The sequence below is a fragment of the Paenibacillus sp. FSL R5-0473 genome (assembly GCF_038004565.1).
Taxonomy (GTDB): Bacteria; Bacillota; Bacilli; order Paenibacillales; family Paenibacillaceae; genus Paenibacillus; species Paenibacillus amylolyticus.
Genome location: NZ_JBBORL010000001.1, coordinates 2,091,221 through 2,112,891, shown reverse-complemented (window position 1 = coordinate 2,112,891; position 21,671 = coordinate 2,091,221). Strand labels below are relative to the sequence as shown.

Genomic DNA, 21,671 nt, shown 5'->3' with positions numbered 1-21,671 from the left:
AAAATAACAAAAAAATTTTATCTGGTTTCCCGGTGGATCGTCATTTTCTTCAAACGTGGGGAGTACTTCTTCATCTCAAGTCTCTCTGGATGGTTACGTTTGTTCTTGATTGTTGTATAGTTGCGGTCCCCGCACTCGGTGCAGGCTAAAGTTACAATGACTCTCATGGTTGTTGCCTCCTCTTGTTTAATCGTAATTATTACTATTTAATGATATTAGTCTATAGCTTTTCTTTTGTCAACTCCATGCAGGAAAAGGATCTTTCAGTTCACGCCAGTTCTACATATCGATGAAGAATCTTGATTAATCGTAAAAATGTTGATTAGAACATAGGAATGATGTATGTTGCCGCACGTACAAGCATATATTTTAGCAAAGTCCTAGTTGTGGAGGTCTGTTTCATGAAAATGGCAGCCAATCTGAAGCTCCTGTCCTTCCTGATCCCTTGTGCATTTCTTGTTCCCGTGTTGATCACAATGGCTCCAGACCTGAAGGAAGCATGGAACAGTGAAGCTTTGCAAAATATGAAAACCGTATTCATAGGTATTTTCCTTGAAGCCGCACCTTTTCTGCTCATGGGTGTGTTATTGTCCTCGCTCATGCAGTGGTTCGTATCTGAAGAAATGGTCCGTAAACTCACACCCAAGAATCCGATCGGCGGTGTGCTGGTCGCAGGACTACTCGGTATTATTTTTCCCATCTGTGAATGTGGCATGATTCCGGTCGTAAGAAGGTTGATGCACAAAGGCATGCCTGCCTATATCGCAGTGACGTTCATCTTGAGTGGTCCCGTAGTCAATCCCATCGTATTTACGGCAACCTTACTTGCCTTTCCCTCCCATCCTGAGATTACCATTGCCCGTATGGGACTGGCCTTTGCTGTAGCAGCTTCCATAGGGATGCTTGTGTATGTGTTTGTTCGTCGAAATCCTCTTCGGATGCCAAAAGTCGCAGCGACAGAGGTTAAGACACACCCTGGGTTTAAAATGGCGCAACCTCACGCGCACGCAAATGCACATGATCATAACCATGTAAAAAACTGGCGCAGCTTCTTCATTCACGCCGGAGACGAATTTGTCGATATGAGCAAATATCTGGTGATCGGTGCCCTGATTACAGCCTGCATCCAAACATTCATTAGCCGCAGCGATCTGATCTCTCTTGGTAATGGTCCTGTTGCCTCCTATGTGTTCATGATGGGATTTGCTTATGTACTGTCTCTCTGCTCCACTTCTGATGCTTTTGTGGCTTCTGCGTTCTCACATACGTTTGCACTGGGGCCGCTGGTATCCTTCCTTGTTCTTGGTCCAATGCTGGATTTCAAAAGCACGCTCATGTTGCTCTCAACCTTCCGTACTCGGTTTGTTATAGGTTTAAGTCTAGCGATTATCACACTCGTCTTCGCCGGCTCGTGGTTGATTAACCTGCTGGTATAAAGGTTGAGCCCAATACTTCATGACCTGAATGGTTAATCCCATGAACTTGCATTCTGACTATGAATAGAAATGAGGTGATGATATATGAACCACACTATCTATACGATGACCAAGCCTCCTGTTCCAAGGTCACACGTCATCCAATGGCATAACCTGATCCGTGCAGGCTGGATCGGCGGGGTGGCAGTGTACATTATTCAGTTGAATTCAAGTGATTCGCTTCATTATTATTTGGCTCCTACCATGCAAAAACTGCTATTATGCTGTCCTGTTCCCTTATTGTTTATTGCCGTTATCATGGCATGGCACGGACTGTTCGGCAGAAACGAGGTTCATTGCGACTGTGAACATCCACCACCCTCGGGGTTCCTTCGTAGCTTAATGGTATATGGTCTGATTGCTATCCCCTTGTTGCTGGGGTTTCTGTTACCTGATCGGGCTCTCGGCAGTTCCATGGCCAGTCAGAAAGGCATGTCTCTCACCTATGCCCCTCCCGAGATTCGTCGAAAAGAGCCTTTACCTGATCCGGCAACGCAATTGAAAGTACAAGATCTCACGCAAAAACCAACGGCTGTTCAGGCTGCTTCGGCTACCAAAGTACAATTCATTCCCCCAGACGAGTATAGCCGCGAATTCGCTGAACTGGCGGAGAAGTTGTATGCAGAACAGGTCATTCGAGTCTATCCTGAAATTTTCTCTGAAACCCTCGGCACGATTGATATGTTCCAGCGACAATTTGCAGGCAAAGATATCTCCTTAACCGGGTTCGTTTATCGGGACAAAAGCATGGATCATGAATCACATTTTGCGCTGGGTCGATTTCTCGTCATGTGTTGCCCCGCAGATGCTGCTCCCTTTGGCGTGATGATTCACATCCCAGAAGCGGATAGCTTCCCTACAGATAGTTGGGTGCAAATCGATGGCAGCATCGGTTCTGCACAGGTGAACGGTAAGGATACGATTGAGATTCGCGCAACAAAGGTGACACCAGTATCAGAGCCATCCACGCCTTATATTTACACGAGTGCGGATTCAGTGATGGCCTATGAGAAAATAAAGAGCCCTTAGTTGCTAGTAGTAGTAACAACTTGCACCTCAACGACAAAAAGCCCCAAAGCTATGGATTACATAACTTCGGGGTTTTCATGTTCAGTCAGACATGAGATTACATCTCGTCTTCTCTGATTGTATTATTCCGTTACGATATCATGAACCAACACAGGAGCATCGGCATGATCCGCAATTGTAATGTTTTCTTTGATCTTCGCGATGACGTCTGCTACGTCTTCACGATTAGCATGAATTGTTACGAGGGACTCACCAGCCTTGACTGGGTCACCCACTTTTTTGTTCAGCATCAGACCAACCGCGAGATCGATCTCGGACTCTTTTGTTGCACGGCCTGCGCCGAGCAGCATTGCTGCAGTTCCGATTTCGTCAGCGACGATTCCGGCAACATAGCCGTCTTTATCTGCTGGGACTTCAACCAGATATTGTGCTTGTGGCAAACGATCTGGATGATCCACAACCGAAGCGTCTCCGCCTTGGTTTGCCAAGAAATCTTTGAATTTCTCCAGTGCTTTACCGTTCTGGATCACTTCTTTCAATTTCTCCTCAGCGTGCTCCAAGGAATCTGCCTTGCCAGCAAGGAATACCATCTGACGTCCAAGTGCCATACACAGTTCTTCCAGATCTTTTGGACCTTTACCTTGCAGGGTGAGGATGGCTTCTTTCACTTCAAGTGCGTTACCAATCGCCAGACCCAGTGGTTGGGACATATCGGAGATAACAGCCATCGTTTTACGTCCAACATTGTTACCGATGCTTACCATGGCATGTGCCAATTCTTTGGCATCTTCCGTTGTTTTCATGAATGCACCAGCACCTGTTTTAACATCCAATACGATTGCATCAGCACCTGCTGCAATTTTCTTGCTCATGATGGAGCTGGCGATCAGTGGAATGGAGTTAACGGTAGCTGTTACGTCACGTAGTGCATAGAGCTTTTTGTCTGCAGGCGTAAGGTTACCACTTTGTCCAATAACTGCAACCTTGTGTTCGTTTACGAGACGAATGAACTCTTCTTTTTCAAGCTCTACGTGGAAACCTGCAACGGATTCCAGCTTGTCTGTTGTACCACCCGTGTGACCAAGTCCACGTCCGGACATTTTGGCAACAGGAACATCCAGCGCAGCAACGAGCGGAGCGAGTACCAGTGTCGTCGTATCGCCCACTCCTCCTGTGGAGTGCTTGTCTACTTTGATGCCTTCGATAGCGGACAGGTCGATCGTCTCACCGGAATTCACCATCGACATCGTCAGATCGGCGCGTTCCTTGTCTGTCATATCTTTGAAGAATACTGCCATCGCCCATGCGCTGACTTGATAGTCCGGGATTTCTCCTTGTGTGTATCCTTGAACAACAAAATCAATCTCAGCAGTTGTCAGTTCTTTTCCGTCGCGTTTCTTAGCAATAATGTCTACCATTCTCATGATGATCTCTCCTTGTGTGTGTATTGATTGTATTGAACACTTTGTTGTTAGTCCGTTACGGCTCCGGATCGTTCCTCCGATCGCTGTTGTCTCCAAGTTTTTTGATCCATTTTGCAATGGGAAAACTCGGAGACAAAGGCGAACGCTTTGCTTCTTCAGAATCGATTCCGGTTCCTTCACTCCGTGCTTAAAACAAAAGTTTCGATCCAAATCAAATGATTATGAATATAAAATGCAACAATTACAGTGTGATTGCTGTGTCCAGAGCCACTACCATCATGTCGTTGAACGTTTTTTGACGCTCCTCGGCAGATGTTTCTTCGCCTGTCAGCAAGTGGTCACTTACCGTCAGGATGGTCAGTGCGTTAACACCAAACTTGGCAGCGATAGTGTACAATGCTGTTGTTTCCATCTCTACGCCGAGTACGCCGTGTTTCATCAACTTCTCGGTTACGGAACGGTCATCGCGGTAGAAAGAATCGGAGCTGAATACGTTACCGACGTGAATCTTCATACCTTTAGCTGTTGCACGGTCATAGGCTTCTTTCAGCAGGGAGAACGTAGCGATTGGTGAGAAGTCATATCCACCAAATACGTGTTTGTTCATGCTGGAATCTGTACATGCTGCTTGTGCAAGGATGACGTCACGTACACGTACATGCTCCTGCATACCGCCACAAGTACCCACACGAATCAGGTTTTTTACGCCATATTCGCTGATCAATTCGTTAGCATAGATTGCAAAGGACGGAATTCCCATCCCTGAACCTTGCACCGAGATCCGGTGTCCTTGATATGTACCTGTGTAACCGAGCATTCCACGAACTTCGTTGTAACATACAACATCTTCGAGGTACGTATCTGCGATATATTTCGCGCGCAAAGGGTCTCCTGGCAAAAGGATCGTTTCTGCGATATCCCCGGGTTTTGCTCCAATATGTGTACTCATGAATGAATCTCCTCCAGTTATACAATTAGTCTATTATGATGGCAGGACCGGAGCAGCCAAGCTACTCCGACCTACCCTATCCAGTTTTGAAAAACTTATTTCAAATCCTTCAGGAAGCTGGTGCCGTATTCCGGCATTTTCACTCCAAAGTTCTCTGCTACGGTTGCGCCAAGGTCAGCAAATGTGCTGCGCAGATCAAGCTTTTTGCCCTCGCTGAAGCGCGGAGAGTAGGCAAGCAGTGGTACATATTCACGTGTATGGTCTGTACCGCGGTATGTTGGATCGTTACCATGGTCAGCTGTGATCAGCAGCAGATCATCATTAGTCATTTTGGCAAAAATCTCTGGCAGCCGTGCATCATAGTCTTCAAGTGCCTGAGCATAACCTTGCGGATCACGACGGTGACCGTACAGGGCATCAAAATCAACCAGGTTCAGGAAGCTGAGTCCAGTGAACTCTTCATCCATTGTTTCAGACAACTTGTCCATACCATCCATGTTAGAGACGGTACGAACAGCCTTGGTTACACCTTCGCCATCATAGATATCTGCGATTTTACCCAAAGCAATCACATCAAATCCGCTATCTTGCAGTTCATTCATAACAGTACGACCAAAAGGTTTAAGCGCATAGTCATGACGATTTGCAGTACGTTTCCAGTTACCCGCTTCACCTACAAATGGACGTGCAATAATGCGGCCGAGCATATACGGATCTTCAAGTGTAATTTCACGACAAAACTCACAGATCTCATACAGTTCTTTCAGTGGAACAACGTCCTCATGTGCTGCAATTTGCAGAACCGAATCCGCGGATGTATATACGATGAGCGCACCAGTTTCAACATGCTCTGCACCCAGCTCATCCAGAATTTCCGTGCCGCTGGCCGGTTTGTTACCGATCACCTTGCGGCCCGTTTTCTCTTCAATGCGCTGAATCAACTCATCGGGAAAACCATTCTCGAACACACGGAAAGGTGTATCAATGTAAAGACCCATCAGCTCCCAGTGACCTGTCATTGTGTCTTTGCCTCTGGATGCTTCCTGCATTTTGGTGTAATACGCTTTAGGTGCATCCGCTACAGGGACACCCTCAATTTCTTTGATGTTGGACAGTCCGAGACTGGCCATGTGAGGCATTTTCAGACCTCCGCGTTCACGTGCAATGTGACCGAAGGTATCTACATCAAAATCATCAAATTCTGCTGCATCCGGCGCTTCGCCGATCCCTACAGAATCCATAACGATCAGATGTACTCTTTTGAATGTTGACATAACCTAAGCACTCCTTCCAATAATCCGGTTTACAAGAACAGTCCAGTAATGATCGCTGACAGCACGCTGACAAGCGAAGCACCGTAAAGCAGTTTCAGACCGAAGCGGGCGACCACATTACCTTGCTTCTCATGGAGTCCCTTCACCGCACCAGCAATGATACCGATGGAGGAGAAGTTGGCGAACGACACGAGGAAGACAGATACGATACCCGTTGTTCTGGCAGACATTGCAGTCTCCTTCAAATTAAGCATAGCTACGAATTCGTTGGATACCATTTTGGTTGCCATAATACTTCCTGCCTGAATCGCTTCTTTCCATGGAACACCCATGATGAAGGCAAATGGTGCAAACACATAACCAAGTAGCTCCTGGAACGAAATGCCAAGCACCGCGCTGAAAATTCCGTTAACAAGTGCGATCAAGGCAACAAAACCGATTAACATCGCAGCTACGATGATAGCAACTTTGAATCCATCCAGGATGTATTCGCCGAGCATTTCGAAGAAGGACTGTTTCTCCTCTTCCTGTACTTCCAATATATCTTCTTCCTCTGTAACCTCATAAGGATTCACAATAGAAGCAATGATAAAACCGCCAAACAGGTTCAGTACAAGAGCTGTAACCACATATTTCGGCTCGATCATGGTCATATAAGCACCAACAATCGACATCGATACCGTGGACATCGCCGAAGCACACAAGGTGTACAGCCGATGTTTTGGCAACAACCCAATTTGTTTTTTCACAGAAATGAACACTTCAGATTGCCCCAATACAGCCGAAGCAACCGCGTTATATGATTCCAGTCTGCCCATTCCGTTGATTTTGCTTAATACCAGACCAATATATTTTATAACAAAAGGCAAGATTCGGATATACTGCAATATACCGATAAGGGCGGAGATGACAACAATCGGCATCAATACGCTGAGGAAGAACGGTGCCCCCCCGCTTTCGGCACCTACAGTAGTCAAACCCCCAAATACAAATGCGATACCTTCATTCGCATAGTCGAGTAAACTTTTAAATACGGTCGCGAAACCGCCAATTAAAAAAGTACCCACTCCTGTATTCAACAGAGCATAAGCTAATATAACTTGCAAAACAATCATGATAGCCAGCGGCCGGTAACGAATCTGCTTTTTGCCGTTGCTTGCGATATAAGCCAGTCCAAAAACAACGAGTAAGCCGATAATGGCAATTAGAAATTTCATTTGATTTCTCCTTTGAAGGTAGTTAAGCCGGATGTGAAAATTCAGCTCAAAGGGCTCTTAAGCATTCTTATCAGTAATCTTTCAGAAAACTTATGAAGCGCTTACAATTAGTTCCGTTATTTAAAATACAAGTGTAAGTTGTATTCCCTGTACCTGAGTCGAATGCCCAAGTACAGAGAATATAACATTACTTTTATTTATTAAGCTTTTTCTTAATAAGATGCTTTTGCTTAATAAGAAGATGTAGACTGACCACCCTGCATAATCTTCACGCCAGAACTTGCACCGATACGAGTTGCACCCGCTTCGATCATTTTTTGCATATCTTCCAGGCTACGTACGCCACCGGAAGCTTTAACGCCAACATCAGGACCTACAGTACGACGCATCAAAGCGATATCCTCTGGCGTTGCTCCACCTGTGGAGAAACCTGTAGAAGTTTTAACAAAATCAGCTCCAGCTCGCACAGCTGCCTGACAAGCACGTACTTTCTCTTCATCCGTCAACAGACAAGCTTCAATAATAACTTTCACCAAAGCTTTACCCGCAGCCGCTTCAACGACAACACGAATATCTTGTTCAACGTAATCATCTTTGCCATCTTTCAAAGCACTGATGTTGATGACCGTATCGACTTCAGTTGCACCTTTAGCAATCGCATCTTTAGTTTCGAAAGCTTTTGTCTCCGATGTAGATGCTCCCAGAGGGAAACCAATAACGGTGCAGATATCTACGCCAGTACCCTGCAACTGCTCAGCAGCATAAGCAACCCAGCCTGGATTAACACATACGGAAGCAAACTGGTATTGTTTCGCTTCTTCGGTTAACTTGGCCATTTCACTTTGCGTTGCGTCCGCACGAAGCAACGTATGGTCGATCATTTTCGCTAATTGTGGTGTAGTCAATTAAATCTCTCCCTTATCTGAACTAGTTATTTTCTATACACTTACACTAACATGAACATATGTAAAAATCAACTTGAACTTTTGTTCACAGTTACACTTACATTTCTTCTTCGTTATATTTTCTTCCTAAAAAAGCAAAACATCCGCCCTTTTTACGTGGCAGATGTTGTCATCCATATCCATTTGAAATTAAAATCGAAGTAATGCCTGCGCTGTGTACTGATCCGTGACCAGAATATTTGCGTAATGACCTTTGAGCGCGGCGTGTATGGCTTCAATTTTGCGTTGTCCCCCAGCGACAAGGATTGATTTTTCCTTATTTCTCAACTCGGCTAGATCAATTCCAACGGTTCTGCTGTTAATCTCTTCACTGATCAACTGACCTTCCGCGTCGAAAAAGCGTGAACAAATGTCACCTGCACCGGAGTTCATCAGCAATTGTTGCTCTTCTTCATTGAAGTAACCGAGCCTGAACAATAATGCATCTTCTTTAACAGTACCCACGGTAAACAAAGCAATATTGGCCTGTCTGCCAAGTTCCACGATTCTGCCGATATGTCGATCCGCTTCCACCATGTTTTTTACTTCAATGTTGTCGAAAATCACAGGCAGCGGCAGATACCTTGGTACCGTATGGAATGCCTCAGCGAACAAATGAACAATCTCAGCGGCATAGGTATTGACATGGGAGTGGCTTACGCCCCCCTTCAATTGCACGACTTCGACACCTTTAACCTGCTTGGGACGAAGTTGGCGTGCTACAGCATGCATGGTTGTTCCCCAAGTCACCCCGATAATATCTGCATCCTGAACCGTCTCTTGAAGATAATCCGCTGCTCGTTTACTGATATGCTTCTGTATTTCCTCATCACTCTTCAACGGGGCAAAACACACAAGTGCCGTATCCAGATCATATTTTGACTTGAGTTCTCCGGCAATGATGTCGATATCCTCCAGCGGGTCCATAATTTCAATCCGGACGTATCCACGATCTTTGGCGTACTGAAGTAACCTTGATACGGTTGGACGCGACACGCCCAATCTTGCGGCAATATCCTGCTGGCTATAATCGGACTGATAATACAATTTCGCTGCTTCAATGCTTAATCGTTGCTTCTCCAGATCCATTCCCATGTGCGCTCATCTCACTCATCCTATTGTCTTTGGAAAATAAATACTCGTCCTGTATATTATACATGGATTGAGTATCTGGTCACTATAAAGCATCCAATTCAGTATCATGATCAATCCATTCATATCTTTTCTGACGTATAAAAATGGGGAAACGATGCATACTACTGCGGTCGCTTTATTACTAACAAACATCGGTTCCCCCATGAATCGCACAGAGAGGAAGAATTACATGTCTACCTTATTGTATATTACTGCCCATCCTCACGATCATGAAACCTCCTTCAGCATGGCTACGGGCAAAGCATTTATTGATGCGTATCGTGAAAGTCACCCTTCTGATGAGGTTGTTCACCTCGATCTGTATCGCTCGGATATCCCCCATATCGATGCGGATGTCTTCAGTGGTTGGGGCAAACTGCAATCGGGTAGTGATCTGACTTCCGAAGAGCAGGCTAAAGTAAGCCGTTTGAATGAACTGTCGGATCAATTTGCCTCAGCAGATAAATATGTTTTTGTAACCCCGATGTGGAACTTCTCGTTCCCTCCTATTCTGAAGGCTTATGTGGACTCGATCTGCGTAGCTGGCAAAACATTTCGTTATACCGAACAAGGTCCTGTCGGACTGCTGTCTGATAAAAAAGCACTGCATATTCAGGCTCGCGGCGGCATTTATTCCGATGGCCCAGCGGCTCAAATGGAATCCGGTCATCGTTACTTAAGCATTATCATGTCATTCCTCGGTGTGCCGAAGCTTGATGGCATTTTTGTTGAGGGGCATAATCAATATAAAGATCGTGCAGATGAGATCAAGCAACAAGCTATCGAACAAGCACGCACTTTCGCAAAACAGTTTTAATAGAAGTAGTTCAAAAAGTCCGCTTTTGATTACGAAGGATGCCTAATGGCATCATCAGCATCGAATATGGAATTCAGCCGAAATGTCCGTTGCTCACGTAGTTTTCCCTACGCTCCGCTACTCCATTTCTAGCTTCATCCCATCTTCTCGGTACTGAAAACCGACCTTTTTGAACACTCACTAAAGTGTAGTAAACAATAAAGCAAAAACAAAACCCGCGTGCGACCTAGGGGATAATCCCAGGAAACACGCGGGTTTTCAATGTATAATCAACCTAGAGCTTACTGATGTCCAGCACTGGCACGGCTCATGGTTTCAAGTTTACGTGTGATCGCATGACGGTCTACTTTCAATCCCCAGATCATTTCAATAATCTGTTCTTTTTCCTCAGGACTGTCGGCATGCTTCAATTGCATTAACAGATCATGCATTTGTTCATTAATGCCTTCAAATTGAATCCATAAATCCTGTCTTACCTCTTTGGAATCCAGATGATGATTCGCATCGACTTCTTCCTTCAATGCTTGCAGAATAGCATCTTTCCATTCGTCATCACCTAGCTGTTTCGCAATGTTCAGGAGATCCAGATAATCGTCAACAAGAAGTGAGTTCAATTCAGCATGTGTTTTCATCGTTTATTGCATCCCCTTTTCGTCTATTTACCAAGTATTATACTCGGTATTTCAGGATATGCAATAGCTGTCGGAAAAAGTTGATTTATGTAGCCTGTCCCTTCAACCTGTGAACAAGCAAATTACACAAGACAAAACCGATCAAAACGTACACACCGATCATCCCCACAATGCCTATCCATCCAAGATGACTGTAAAGCAGTCCACCTCCTGTTCCACTTACGCTTGAACCAAGATAGTAGAAAAATAAATACAACGCATTGGCCTGGGATTTGTGCTGATTGGCCACGAGTCCAACCCAGCTGCTTGCGATGGAATGACCGCCAAAGAAACCAAAGGCAAACAGGGCGAGTCCGATAATTTTGACCCAAAGCGCTGGATGAACGGTACAGACTGCACCAGCCAGAATAATTCCCAGCGCGATTCCAAGCACATGTGACCTGCCGTACCGATCTGCCAGCCTGCCCATCCAGGTGCTGCTTACCGTGCCCATCAGATATACCACAAAAAGACTTCCAACGATAGACTGGCTAAGATGATAGGGTTCACCCGTTAATTCAAAACCGATATAGTTGAACAGGGTCACGAATCCCCCCATCAGGAGAAAACCGAGTCCATACAGGCATAACAGCCTTGGATTGCGACATTGTGACCACAAAAGAGGTATTGGATTTTTGAATCCGGGTGCAGCTTTGACAAAATGACGGGATGGCGGGATGACAAGCCAAAAAATAACGGCTGCACACAGTCCAAGAATACCAATGAAACCCACAGCAGCGCGCCAACTGAACCAATCTGTCACCACACCGCTGATGAAACGGCCGGCCATGCCTCCTATCGAATTGCCACTTATATATAGGCCCATAGCATAACCAAGACTTCTAGGTTCAATTTCTTCTGACAAATATGTCATAGCTATCGCTGGCAACCCCGCGAGTGCCACACCCTGGAGAATACGAAGTAGAAGAAGCTCCGTATATCCCGGGCTGAATGCGCTGAGCAAAGCAATAACAGAAGATATCACCAGTGCAGCTGTCATTATAAAGCGTCGGCCCACAGAATCAGACAAGGACCCGATGAACAGCATCGTCAGTGCCATGGCGATCGTTGTAACGGATAACGTAAGACTGGCGTGTGCCGGCGTAATGGAGAATGCGTTGCTAATCTCAGGCATCAGGGGCTGGAGGCTGTAGAGCAAAGCAAAAGTGACAAAACCTCCGGCGAACAGCGCAAGGCTAATGTTACGAAACGTCTTAGTTCCCTGCTGAATCATGGATGTTCCAACTTTCCCAGTAAGAAAGCTTCTTGGATCGACTGTGGTCTGATCGCCGGTCAGCGAAGCCTTCCATCTATCGTTATTTAGTGAACAAATTCCGCTCCATATGGGTTAAAAAATCATAACCATCTGGCGTTACAACAATTGTATCTTCGATTTGGAATCCACCAGCACCTAGCTCGTAATATGGTACCTCAACACATAACACCATACCGGGCTCCAGTATACGCTGGTCCCCAGGGGAGAGGGTTATATCGTCGTACAGTTCCAACCCGATGGCATGTCCGACATGCTGACGTCGGTAATGTGGAATCCCTTCACGCTGTACGCGAGATACTGCCGCATGGAATACTTCCGACGCCTTGACGCCAGGGCGCACCGTTTCAAGTGCCGTCTCCCATCCACTTTTGACCGCAGCAAAATGTTTTTTCATCCAAGCGGTAGGCTCCCCTGCAACAACCGTGCGGCCCGTATCTCCCCAGTATCCTTCCAGCTGCAGGCAAAGATCGAAACGGATCTGATCTCCGGTCTCAATCGTATGAAAATAATTTTCGATGAGTGGTAGCGCACTACGTGGCCCTGCCCCTACCGCTGTCATTGCCGGAGTCCCACCCGCTCTCATCACAGCCAGACGATAATGATCGGCAAGTTGCTTCTCATGAACACCTGCTGCAATCAGGTCAATCAGCTCCTGCTCAATCCGTTCATTTAATTGAGCAGCCTGGCGCAGTTGCTCGATTTCGAAAGGTGTCTTAACCAGGCGGATTTGTCGGAACAGTTTATATGCGGAAACCACCGGCCTTTCAGGAAGCTCCTCCCTGATTCTAGCCAGAATATCGGGAGCGATCCGCATCTCATCGATGCCAACCGGCTGATCTTCGATCTCAAGCTGTTTTAATGCAGCCTTGAGTGCTTCAACAGGACCTGGATGAATAACCGTCGTTTGCAGGAGAGAATAAAAGAGATCAATGTCGTCAGTGGAAGGTTTGCCTTCAATTGAACCTTCCACGAAGAAATCACTGTAAGCAAATATATCTACCCCCGTAATACCGAACTGGGCTACAACGCCTAACCGATTCGTCGGAATGACGATACAAGGCTTAGCAGATCTGTCGGCAGGTAAAACCGCATAAATCTGCATGGTCCAATTGCTTGCACGCAGCTGGGACCCGATGACATACTGAATGTTCTCTGGAGTTGTTGCGATCAGGGCGCTTAGCCCCTGAGTTTTCATCACTTCTTCCGCTCGGTCCCGGTTCAGACCTGAGCTATGGGATAGATGCTGTGAATTATTCATTTTGATCCAGACCTCCTTTTGTTTTCCTGCGACCAAACAAACTTTCAAGTCCTGGTACAGAGCGCAACACTAGTTTAATCGTCATAAACAGAGCCAGCGCAAACGCGATCAGAACAACAGACACCACGGCTATCGTTGGGTCCTGCCATTTCTCCATATACAGGAATAGTTGTATTGGCAACGTGTAGCTGTCCTGACGGAGCAGCAACAGAGCAGCCTCTACCTGATCAAAAGTGAAGACAAAAGCGATTGACCCTGACAAAAGCAGGGATAGTCGGAGCTGTGGCAGCGTAATTGTGAAAAAAATGCGTATCGGCCCAGCACCAAGGTCCGCGGCAGCTTCCCGATGAGCCGGGTGCAGATTGGCTAATGCACTGCCAACAATAGTGAGCACAAATGGCAGCACAATGACCGCTTCACCCAAAATAAGCGCAAACAATCCTCCAGCAATATGCATTTTCGAGAATAAGATCAAATATGCGATGCCCAGCGTAATTTTTGGCATAACCATCGGAGATACAAAAAATGCTCTTAAGATGCCAGAACCCGGGAAAGGATACTGCACGATCGCTAGCGCAGCAAGTGTACCCGTAATTAAAGCCAGCAGAACCGCCCCTGTAGAAGCAATAAGGCTGTTCTTGAATGCATCGAGAAACTGGGTCTGCTCACTCAGATTGGCATACCACTTCAAGGTGAGACCTTCCGGGGGAAATTTGGTGGCTGAACCTGAGCCTACAGATGTCAACATAATCATCAGCAGTGGCAGCAGCAAATAAATCGCTACGGCACTCACAAAGATGTAGAGTAACAGCTTGGTGCCCCTGTTGGACTTAACCATACGCCTGACCTCCCTTACGGGAACGACGGAACATCAGCATTTCTGCTCCTTTATTCACAAGCAACGAAACAACAATGGAAGACACAAGTAAAAACAGGCTGGCAACCGCAGCCATCGGCCAGTTCGTGTCCAAGGTTCGCTGGTATATAAATACCGGAAGTGTCATGACTCTTCCCCCGCCGATCAGCTGAGGTGTGGTGAATGCGGTGAGACATAGCGTGAACACAATCTGCACCCCGCTTGCAATACCTCTTGCCGATAAAGGCAGGGTAATGGTCCGGAACGTTCGCCAGCTGCCCGCCCCCAAATCCTGAGCAGCTGCCTTTAAGGAGGCGTCACTTTGGGACAGTACATTCAGGATCGGGAAGACCATAAATGGCAGGAAAATATGGACAAGGGCCACGACAACACCTGTCTCGTTGTATATCATGCTGAACCCTTCCTCGGTTAGCCCCAGACGGATGAACAGCCAGTTCATGAACCCCTGTTTGGACAACAACAGCTGCCATCCATAAGAACGTACAACCGCACTGACCAGTAGCGGGAGAAACGTGAGCAGCAACAACAATTGCTTCATGCCAGGTTTCTTTAGACCCGCAATGCAATACGCCAGTGGGTAGGCAAGCAGAAGACTCCATAGCGTAACCTTGAAGGCAATGCGAAACGTTGTGCCAATCAGCTTCCAATAATAAGGGTCGGACAGAAACGCACGATAGGCCCCCCAATCCCAGCCCCGAATAAGCTTTCCATTCTCATACATATCAAAGCTATATCTGCCAAAGATCAGCAACCCGCCCAGATACACGATGCCCATCAGAGCAAGCGCAGGCAACAGAAGCAGCAACCGGGTTACCCATGTACGGTTTCCAAAGGAATACAGATTCACGATCCGTTCCGCGATCCGGTTCATATTCTTGCCCCCTGTACAAGGTCATCAATGGGTTCGGATAACAAGAGCGCGTCCTCCGGGTCAAAGCCAATTTGTATTGGCTCACCTGGACTATAACGTGAGGTTCCCCGCTGATGCAGCACACTGGCCTGAACCAGAAAACCTTCCGCAATCTGCACGCTGTATCGAATATTTGCTCCGCCATACACCGCTTCAATCACGTGTCCATCCAGCTTGTTCAGGCAATGAGTTGCATCTTCTCCAAGTCGAATATACTCATTGCGGATTGATAAGGAATGTCGTGCTCCCGCTTTCGGTACAGCATTGCCATCACTGATTTTCACCAGCAATGGCTTGCCGAAGCATTCTACCCGAATTCCATTCACCTCTTGTCCTAACACTTCCGTCTCAAAGAGATTGGTATCTCCAATAAACTTGGCCACGAAGCTATCGGCCGGTCTTTCATAGATTTCATCAGGGCTTGCGTATTGCAGCAGCTTTCCGGCACGCATGACGCCAATTGTGTCAGACATATTCATGGCTTCGCTCTGATCATGCGTTACAAAGATAAACGTTCCGCCGAATTCACGCTGGATGCGTTTCAGTTCACGCTGCATATTAAGACGCAGCTGCATGTCCAATGCCGAGAGAGGTTCGTCAAGCAACAGCACTTCGGGTCTGTTGATCAGTGCGCGAGCAATGGCGACGCGTTGGGCCTGACCCCCGGACAGCTCGGATACAGCACGCCTGCCATAGTCTCCGAGCTGGACCAGATCAAGCATTTCACCTACCTGCCGTTGGATATCGGCTTTTGGTAACTTCTTCACCTTTAGTCCGTAGGCAATGTTGTTGAATACATCCATATGAGGGAACAGCGCAAGCTGCTGAAAAATCATATTGCTATTGCGTCCATAAGCCGGGATGCCAGTAACATCTCGACCTCCCAGCATAATGGTGCCCTGATCCGGCTGCTCAAGTCCGCCAAGCATGCGCAGCAGTGTTGTTTTGCCACAGCCACTCGGACCAAGCAAGGAAACGAATTCCCCCTTTTTCACTTGGAGTGTTACTTGATCAACGGCGGCTCGCTCACCATAAGTCTTCGTGACTTCCCTTGTTTCAATGGATATGGTCTCTTGTCCGCTGCTCATCTCTGATTCCCTCCCATCCATTCCGGGTTCATAACAGAACCCGGAATCGTTGTGTGCCTGGCAACAATCGTTTTATTGAAGCTTTGTTTTCACAAGGCGGTCCCATAGTTCCTTCCAGGAAGAACTGTTCTGTGCAAGCACATCCCAGTCTGGATTAATACCATTACTTTGCGTTTCGACGGAGAATGAAGGATCATCCTTGTACTTGTCCGGAACTGCAGCAGTCGTACTGGTTACTGGCGTACCCGTTGCTTCTGCATATTGTGACAGCGCCTCGGCGCTCAACAACTCGTTAATAATTTCATTTGCAACACGTGCCTGCTCAGGTGTTGAGCCCTTCACTACCTGAAGTGTGTACGGGAAGGAGATGGCACCTTCACTCGGATACGCTACGGCCAGTGGAGAACCACCATCAATCCATGTCTGTGCAACCTGTGCACTGAATGGGGCAATGAGCGCATCACCTGACTCCAGCAGTGCCTTCAGCTGATCATTGGATGAAACCAATGTGCCAATCTGGTCACTGCGATCTGCCCAGAACTGGAAGGCTGGCTCGGGATTTTCATAGGATGCGCCAATCTCTTGACCTTTGGTAGCAATAAGTGGGGAGATATAGGAATAGAACATGTAGTCCCAGAGCGCAGTTTTTCCTTTGAACTCCTCGTTATCCCATAGATCGTTCCAGCTGGTAGGTGGCGTTTTCACCAGATCTTTGTTATATACCAGGGCGAAGCTCGAAACGCCCCAGACCACACCTTTATTGTCTGGCTTGTGGAAGGACTCGGGAATATCCTTAATATTGGTCACAATGCTGGTATCCAGTGGCTCCCACATGTCATCATTCAAGCCTTTTGCCGTCGCATCTGCATTGAAGTAACCGAAGTTAACAATTGGATTGTTGGCATCAGCCTGCTTGCCTGCGACCATCTTGGGGTACATTACCGAATTGGAGGATTCCTCAAAGGTGACTTCAACGTTGGGATGTTCTTTCACATACTCGGCAACCACTTCTTTCGGAACGACATCCTGATTGGAGCCAGCCCAGATAAACATCGTCAGCTTAACTTTGTCTCCGCTTGCTCCTGATGAGTCGCTCTCTCCGGCAGTATTACTTGAGTTGCCTGCCCCACCGCAGGCGGAAAGCACCAATGTACTGGCCAGTGTCAGAGAGGCGAGGCTGAGAAAGCGTTTTTTGTTGGATTTGAACATGCAAATTCCCCCATCCATGTAGTTGGTTTTACCGATAAGACAGAACTAGATAGTCTCCATACACTTGATCAATGCAACCCTATTTGCTGGCGTAAACCTTCCATAATGTCGGATATCTCCCGTGGATCTACAGATAGGGAATCCTTATACTTCTCCTCTACAACGCCCATGGTCTGACGCTTCAGGTAGTCTCTTAGTGCAAGCGGAGCATTCAGCAAGGCCTGATTCAGTGTTACCTGCATCTCATCGCTCCATATGTCTTCAAATTGCTCCCGCGCCTTGCCAAAGGCGAATTCCTCCTGCTGCCGTGGTCGCTTGGCTCGCATTTGTTCGGTATCGCTCTCGTTCAGCTCCAGGCCGTCAATCACAACACCATATAACTCAAGAGCTTTCTCCGGGGATACCAGCCCACTTCTTACATCCTCCAGAACTAGGCGTGGTTCACGTTCAAGTGGATCACCATATCCGCCTCCGCCTTGCGACAGGAACGTAACCGTTTCTCCAGGTTGAAGCAGTAGCTCATCAATTCTTCCCAGATGATGCTCACTTGCACGTCCAGCATTAAGAATCGCTTCTCCATGTGAACCTACGCCACCACCGAGCCTGCCCCAGGGCTGGAACTCCATACGCTCCATGTTTCTGGCCGTCATCACCGTATCCGGTGTTAGAATTCTGACGCACAGGTCAATCCCGCTTCCGCCACGGAAGGTTCCTGCACCCGCCGAGTCAGCACGAAGACCATAATGCTCAATCAACACAGGCATCTCGGATTCCACCGTTTCCGCAGGAATATTCCGAAGATGACCGACCGCAAAATCCATGCCATCAATGCCGTCTTTCATCGGCCTAGCTCCCGAACCTCCGCAGATCGGCTGAATTACGCCCACCTTTTTCTTGCCATCGGATGCATCTGTCATCGCCATCATGACGATGCAAGCTTGTCCAGCTCCTGCCGCGGGAACCATGCTGCCCTGAGCTTTCCCTAGTGCTCCCGTGATAACGTCCATCAGCCGGATAAAGGTCGCAGCACGTGCCCCAACTGCTGCCATCGGCTCCGGGTTTAGTACGGAAGCAGGCGGCGCGTAATTTCGCACCATACGAATCATGCCCGAATTCCAAGGAATGGTCGGATCGAGCGTACGGAAATAACGAATGAGTGCGGGCACCAGCATGTAATGACCCTGTTGGTTGTGGGTAGGAATGTTGAATGAAGCCCTAACCTGAGGATCGGTGCCGCTAAAGTCCAGATGAATGTCACTACCTGCAATCGTCATCTTGCAACGCAACCGAATAGGATATCCCCCTGGTCCTTTCTCCAGATAGTCCCAGAAGTCATAGGAACCGTCCGGGACATCTTGCACGATAACACGTGCCTTCAGCTCGGCATATTCCAGCAAATGTTCGATGCCCTGCTGGATTTTTCCCACGCCATATCGTGCAATGAGTTCCTCAAGCCGTTGCTCTCCCCGATTCAATGCAGCCATAAGCGCTTTGAGATCACCGAGATTTTGCTCCGGAATTCGGCTGTTGTCCATAAACATTCGCAGGATCTGCTCGTTCAGAACACCAGCTTCATACAGTTTGACTGGTGCAATTCGAATGCCTTCCATATGAATATCGTAGGCGCTGGGAGATACGCTCCCCGGTACCTTGCCGCCCACATCGGATGAATGAACAAAGCACATGCCGTAAGCGATGATTCGCCCTTCGTGAAAATAAGGCTTGATGAGATGAATGTCTGGAAGGTGTGTGACCATGCCTTTAGTGGAATAAGGATCATTACATATGACGAGATCCCCTTCTTTCCAGTCTTCTACACTGTTAATGGTCGCAGCAGCAGGGATGCCCAGGGACAGGTTGTAACCCGTCTCCAGCGGTGACCCAAACGTTTCCCCGGATGGAGATAAGAGGTAGGTTCCAAAATCGCCAGTTTCTTTGACAAAAGCGGTGAATCCTGTACGCAGAACAACATTTGCCATTTCTTCCACGGCAGCTTGAATCCGGTTGTTAAAAATCTCAAGAAAGACCTTGTCGCCGATCATGCTTCCACCTCCCCAATCACGTTCCCGTGGACATCCCGGTATACCTTATATCCAGGCGGGATAAAGATCGTTGTATCATATTCCTCCACAATAATGGGCCCGGGGATGGGAGCATCCACCGATGGAATTTGTCCCCTTTTCAGTACCTTGGCAATCTGCTGTACATGGTCAAAAGTGATGAGCCTTTCTTCCGCTGCACTCTCATCAAATGGCAAATTTGCCGGATCTACCGTGTTATGGGTAGGTAAAACACCAACAATGGTTGCTCTGAGACTTACAAACATGACCTCTGCCTCTGGCTGACTAATGCCAAATACGTTTTGGTAAGATGTATGGAATTTAATCCCTGCCTTCTTGGGATCTTGAATTTCTTCCAATGTCAGCGTGACCTCAAGATCAAAGGCCTGTCCCTCATATCGCATATCCGCACTGTACAGGCAATAAATATTGTCCAGCTTGACACCACCACGGGCTTCCTCATCTACCCAGCTGCGTCCCAGGTTTTCCAATTCAGCAAAAAGAGAGCTTAATTCACCAGACTCCAGAGTCTGAGTGCTTTTGTGTAACGTATGAACGAAATCATTGCGGAGATTGGCAACCGTGCAGCCCATGGCACACAGTGTTCCCGGAGATGGCGGGATCAGCACTCTGCCGATACCTACCTCACGTGCCATCAGAAAAGCATGCATCGGGCCGGCTCCACCATATGCGAGCAACGTAAAATCGCGGGGATCAACACCCTTGCGAGCCATGAGGGGAGAAAACTGGGCATACATATTGGCGGTTGCCACATCAAGAATGGCTTGCGCAGTCTGTTCGGCATTCAGTCCAAGCTTCTCTCCCAGATTGCCCAGAGTACGCTCTGCAAGTTCGGGATACAGGCGCATTTGTCCGCCAAGGAAATGGTCAGCATGCAGGATACCGAGCTGTAGATAGGCATCTGTGGTTGTCGGCTCTTCTCCCCCGCGCTGATAACATGCCGGACCGGGATTGGCTCCCGCGCTGCGCGGTCCAACCTTGAGTACGCCTACGGAATCAAGCCAAGCAATTGAACCACCACCAGCTCCAATCGCTGTTACATCAACAGCGGGAATGATGACAGGAAAATCTCCAACCTTGTTCTCAGAAGAATAACTCGGTTCTTTGTCAATGAGGGCAACGTCAACACTTGTCCCACCCATGTCAAATGTGATGACCTGATGAATGCCCGCTCGTTCAGCAATATGCGTCGCGGCGATTACACCGGAAGCAGGCCCGGACAGAAGCGTACGTACCGGCTCATTAGCCGCTCTGGCAGCCGTCATAATTCCACCGTTGGACATGGTCGACAGCAAGTTGGCTTTGAGGCCGTATGCCTGAATCCCTTCTTGCAGACGCAGGAAGTAAGACCCCATCCGTTCACCTACATAAGCGTTCATGGCCGTTGCGAGTGTTCGTTCGAACTCACGCTGTTGTGGCCAGATGGCGCTGCTTCGGCAGATGAACAGTTGCGGATAACGTTCCCTAATCAGATCTTCCGCAAGCTGCTCATGAGCAGGATTCACATAAGCATGTAAAAAGCTAATCGCCAAAGCGGTAACGCCATCCTCCACCAGCTCATCCACCGATTGCAACAGTTGTTCCTCATTCAGTGGCTGGAGTATGCCCCCACTCGCAATGACCCGTTCATCGACTTCCTTAACGCGATGTCTCGGTACCAGCGCATCAGTCTTTTCACCATACAGATTGGTTGTATCCTCAAGTCGCAACCGGCGGATTTCAAGAATGTCACGGAATCCTTTAGTGACCAGCAGACCTGTAACTGCGCCATTTCGCTCAATCAACGTGTTGACACCAAGTGTTGTTCCATGCACAAACAGATCAATCTCATGAATATTCACACCAGTCGCCTTCAACTGATCAAGTGCGTTAAAAATCGCCTGTTCCGGAGCTACTGCAATCGATGGCGTCTTCAGCGCCGCAATCACCCTGCCCTGATGGTCCATCACCAGCGCATCAGTGAATGTACCTCCGATATCTATGCCTAGACGGTAGATTGTGTCCACAAGCTCAACTCCTTTATCACCGGGTCTGTTTC

At 47.7% G+C, this 21,671-nt stretch carries 19 protein-coding genes; 3 read left to right on the top strand and 16 right to left on the bottom strand.

Translation table 11 applies throughout. The annotated features are described in order from the left end of the window. Positions 1-17 precede the first annotated feature (17 nt). Entirely contained in the window at positions 18-167 is a 150-nt protein-coding gene (gene rpmG, locus MKY28_RS09270) for a 50S ribosomal protein L33 (RefSeq protein ID WP_340935776.1), read from the bottom strand. A 234-nt stretch (positions 168-401) separates the two neighbouring features. On the opposite strand from rpmG, the gene MKY28_RS09265 reads away from it, so the two are divergent. Then, positions 402-1,436, top strand: coding sequence for a permease (locus tag MKY28_RS09265; RefSeq protein WP_340029248.1), 1,035 nt, complete (start codon positions 402-404; stop codon positions 1,434-1,436). A gap of 105 nt (positions 1,437-1,541) precedes the next feature. Beyond that, a complete protein-coding gene (locus MKY28_RS09260; RefSeq protein WP_340935774.1) occupies positions 1,542-2,504 on the top strand; it encodes a TIGR03943 family putative permease subunit in 963 nt (320 codons plus the stop codon). Positions 2,505-2,626: 122 nt separating this feature from the next. On the opposite strand, the gene MKY28_RS09255 is transcribed toward MKY28_RS09260, so the two are convergent. From MKY28_RS09255 to MKY28_RS09230, 6 genes are all read right to left on the bottom strand, one after another. After that, positions 2,627-3,928: a pyrimidine-nucleoside phosphorylase gene (locus MKY28_RS09255; RefSeq protein ID WP_047843307.1), complete on the bottom strand. Its 1,302-nt coding sequence runs from the start codon at positions 3,926-3,928 to the stop codon at positions 2,627-2,629. A gap of 241 nt (positions 3,929-4,169) precedes the next feature. Then, positions 4,170-4,877 (bottom strand): purine-nucleoside phosphorylase, encoded by a 708-nt coding sequence (deoD, locus tag MKY28_RS09250; RefSeq protein ID WP_017688193.1) that lies wholly within the window; start codon positions 4,875-4,877, stop codon positions 4,170-4,172. A 95-nt stretch (positions 4,878-4,972) separates the two neighbouring features. Next, positions 4,973-6,151, bottom strand: coding sequence for a phosphopentomutase (gene deoB / locus MKY28_RS09245; RefSeq protein ID WP_047843308.1), 1,179 nt, complete (start codon positions 6,149-6,151; stop codon positions 4,973-4,975). Between the two features lie 29 nt (positions 6,152-6,180). After that, a complete protein-coding gene (locus MKY28_RS09240; protein WP_036613804.1) occupies positions 6,181-7,368 on the bottom strand; it encodes a NupC/NupG family nucleoside CNT transporter in 1,188 nt (395 codons plus the stop codon). Between the two features lie 230 nt (positions 7,369-7,598). Next, on the bottom strand, positions 7,599-8,249 hold the full coding sequence (deoC, locus tag MKY28_RS09235) for a deoxyribose-phosphate aldolase (RefSeq protein ID WP_036613998.1): 651 nt from the start codon (positions 8,247-8,249) through the stop codon (positions 7,599-7,601). A gap of 213 nt (positions 8,250-8,462) precedes the next feature. Next, positions 8,463-9,401, bottom strand: coding sequence for a sugar-binding transcriptional regulator (locus MKY28_RS09230; RefSeq protein ID WP_062836066.1), 939 nt, complete (start codon positions 9,399-9,401; stop codon positions 8,463-8,465). Positions 9,402-9,636: 235 nt separating this feature from the next. Here MKY28_RS09230 and MKY28_RS09225 point away from each other — a divergent pair, with 235 nt between their 5' ends. Beyond that, on the top strand, positions 9,637-10,263 hold the full coding sequence (locus MKY28_RS09225) for an FMN-dependent NADH-azoreductase (RefSeq protein WP_340935770.1): 627 nt from the start codon (positions 9,637-9,639) through the stop codon (positions 10,261-10,263). Positions 10,264-10,544: 281 nt separating this feature from the next. Here the strand turns inward: MKY28_RS09225 and MKY28_RS09220 are convergent, their stop codons facing one another. From MKY28_RS09220 to MKY28_RS09180, 9 genes are all read right to left on the bottom strand, one after another. Further along, a complete protein-coding gene (locus tag MKY28_RS09220) occupies positions 10,545-10,895 on the bottom strand; it encodes a hypothetical protein (protein WP_036613800.1) in 351 nt (116 codons plus the stop codon). A gap of 85 nt (positions 10,896-10,980) precedes the next feature. Continuing rightward, the gene (locus MKY28_RS09215; RefSeq protein ID WP_315372408.1) at positions 10,981-12,168 is read right to left on the bottom strand and encodes an MFS transporter; all 1,188 of its coding nucleotides are present in this window, start codon (positions 12,166-12,168) and stop codon (positions 10,981-10,983) included. A gap of 82 nt (positions 12,169-12,250) precedes the next feature. After that, positions 12,251-13,468: a Xaa-Pro peptidase family protein gene (locus MKY28_RS09210; RefSeq protein WP_340935768.1), complete on the bottom strand. Its 1,218-nt coding sequence runs from the start codon at positions 13,466-13,468 to the stop codon at positions 12,251-12,253. Then, a complete protein-coding gene (locus MKY28_RS09205; protein WP_340935766.1) occupies positions 13,461-14,306 on the bottom strand; it encodes an ABC transporter permease in 846 nt (281 codons plus the stop codon). The genes MKY28_RS09210 and MKY28_RS09205 overlap by 8 nt, the downstream gene beginning before the upstream one ends. Continuing rightward, positions 14,299-15,216 carry an ABC transporter permease gene (locus MKY28_RS09200; protein ID WP_340935764.1) on the bottom strand — a complete coding sequence of 306 codons (918 nt, stop codon included), beginning with the start codon at positions 15,214-15,216 and terminating at the stop codon, positions 14,299-14,301. The genes MKY28_RS09205 and MKY28_RS09200 overlap by 8 nt, the downstream gene beginning before the upstream one ends. Continuing rightward, positions 15,213-16,343 (bottom strand): ABC transporter ATP-binding protein, encoded by a 1,131-nt coding sequence (locus MKY28_RS09195; protein ID WP_340935763.1) that lies wholly within the window; start codon positions 16,341-16,343, stop codon positions 15,213-15,215. The genes MKY28_RS09200 and MKY28_RS09195 overlap by 4 nt, the downstream gene beginning before the upstream one ends. Positions 16,344-16,415: 72 nt before the next feature. Further along, positions 16,416-17,552 carry an ABC transporter substrate-binding protein gene (locus MKY28_RS09190; RefSeq protein ID WP_340935761.1) on the bottom strand — a complete coding sequence of 379 codons (1,137 nt, stop codon included), beginning with the start codon at positions 17,550-17,552 and terminating at the stop codon, positions 16,416-16,418. A gap of 68 nt (positions 17,553-17,620) precedes the next feature. Then, positions 17,621-19,594, bottom strand: coding sequence for a hydantoinase B/oxoprolinase family protein (locus MKY28_RS09185; RefSeq protein WP_340935760.1), 1,974 nt, complete (start codon positions 19,592-19,594; stop codon positions 17,621-17,623). After that, positions 19,591-21,639 carry a hydantoinase/oxoprolinase family protein gene (locus MKY28_RS09180; protein ID WP_076317683.1) on the bottom strand — a complete coding sequence of 683 codons (2,049 nt, stop codon included), beginning with the start codon at positions 21,637-21,639 and terminating at the stop codon, positions 19,591-19,593. The genes MKY28_RS09185 and MKY28_RS09180 overlap by 4 nt, the downstream gene beginning before the upstream one ends. Positions 21,640-21,671: the final 32 nt, after the last annotated feature.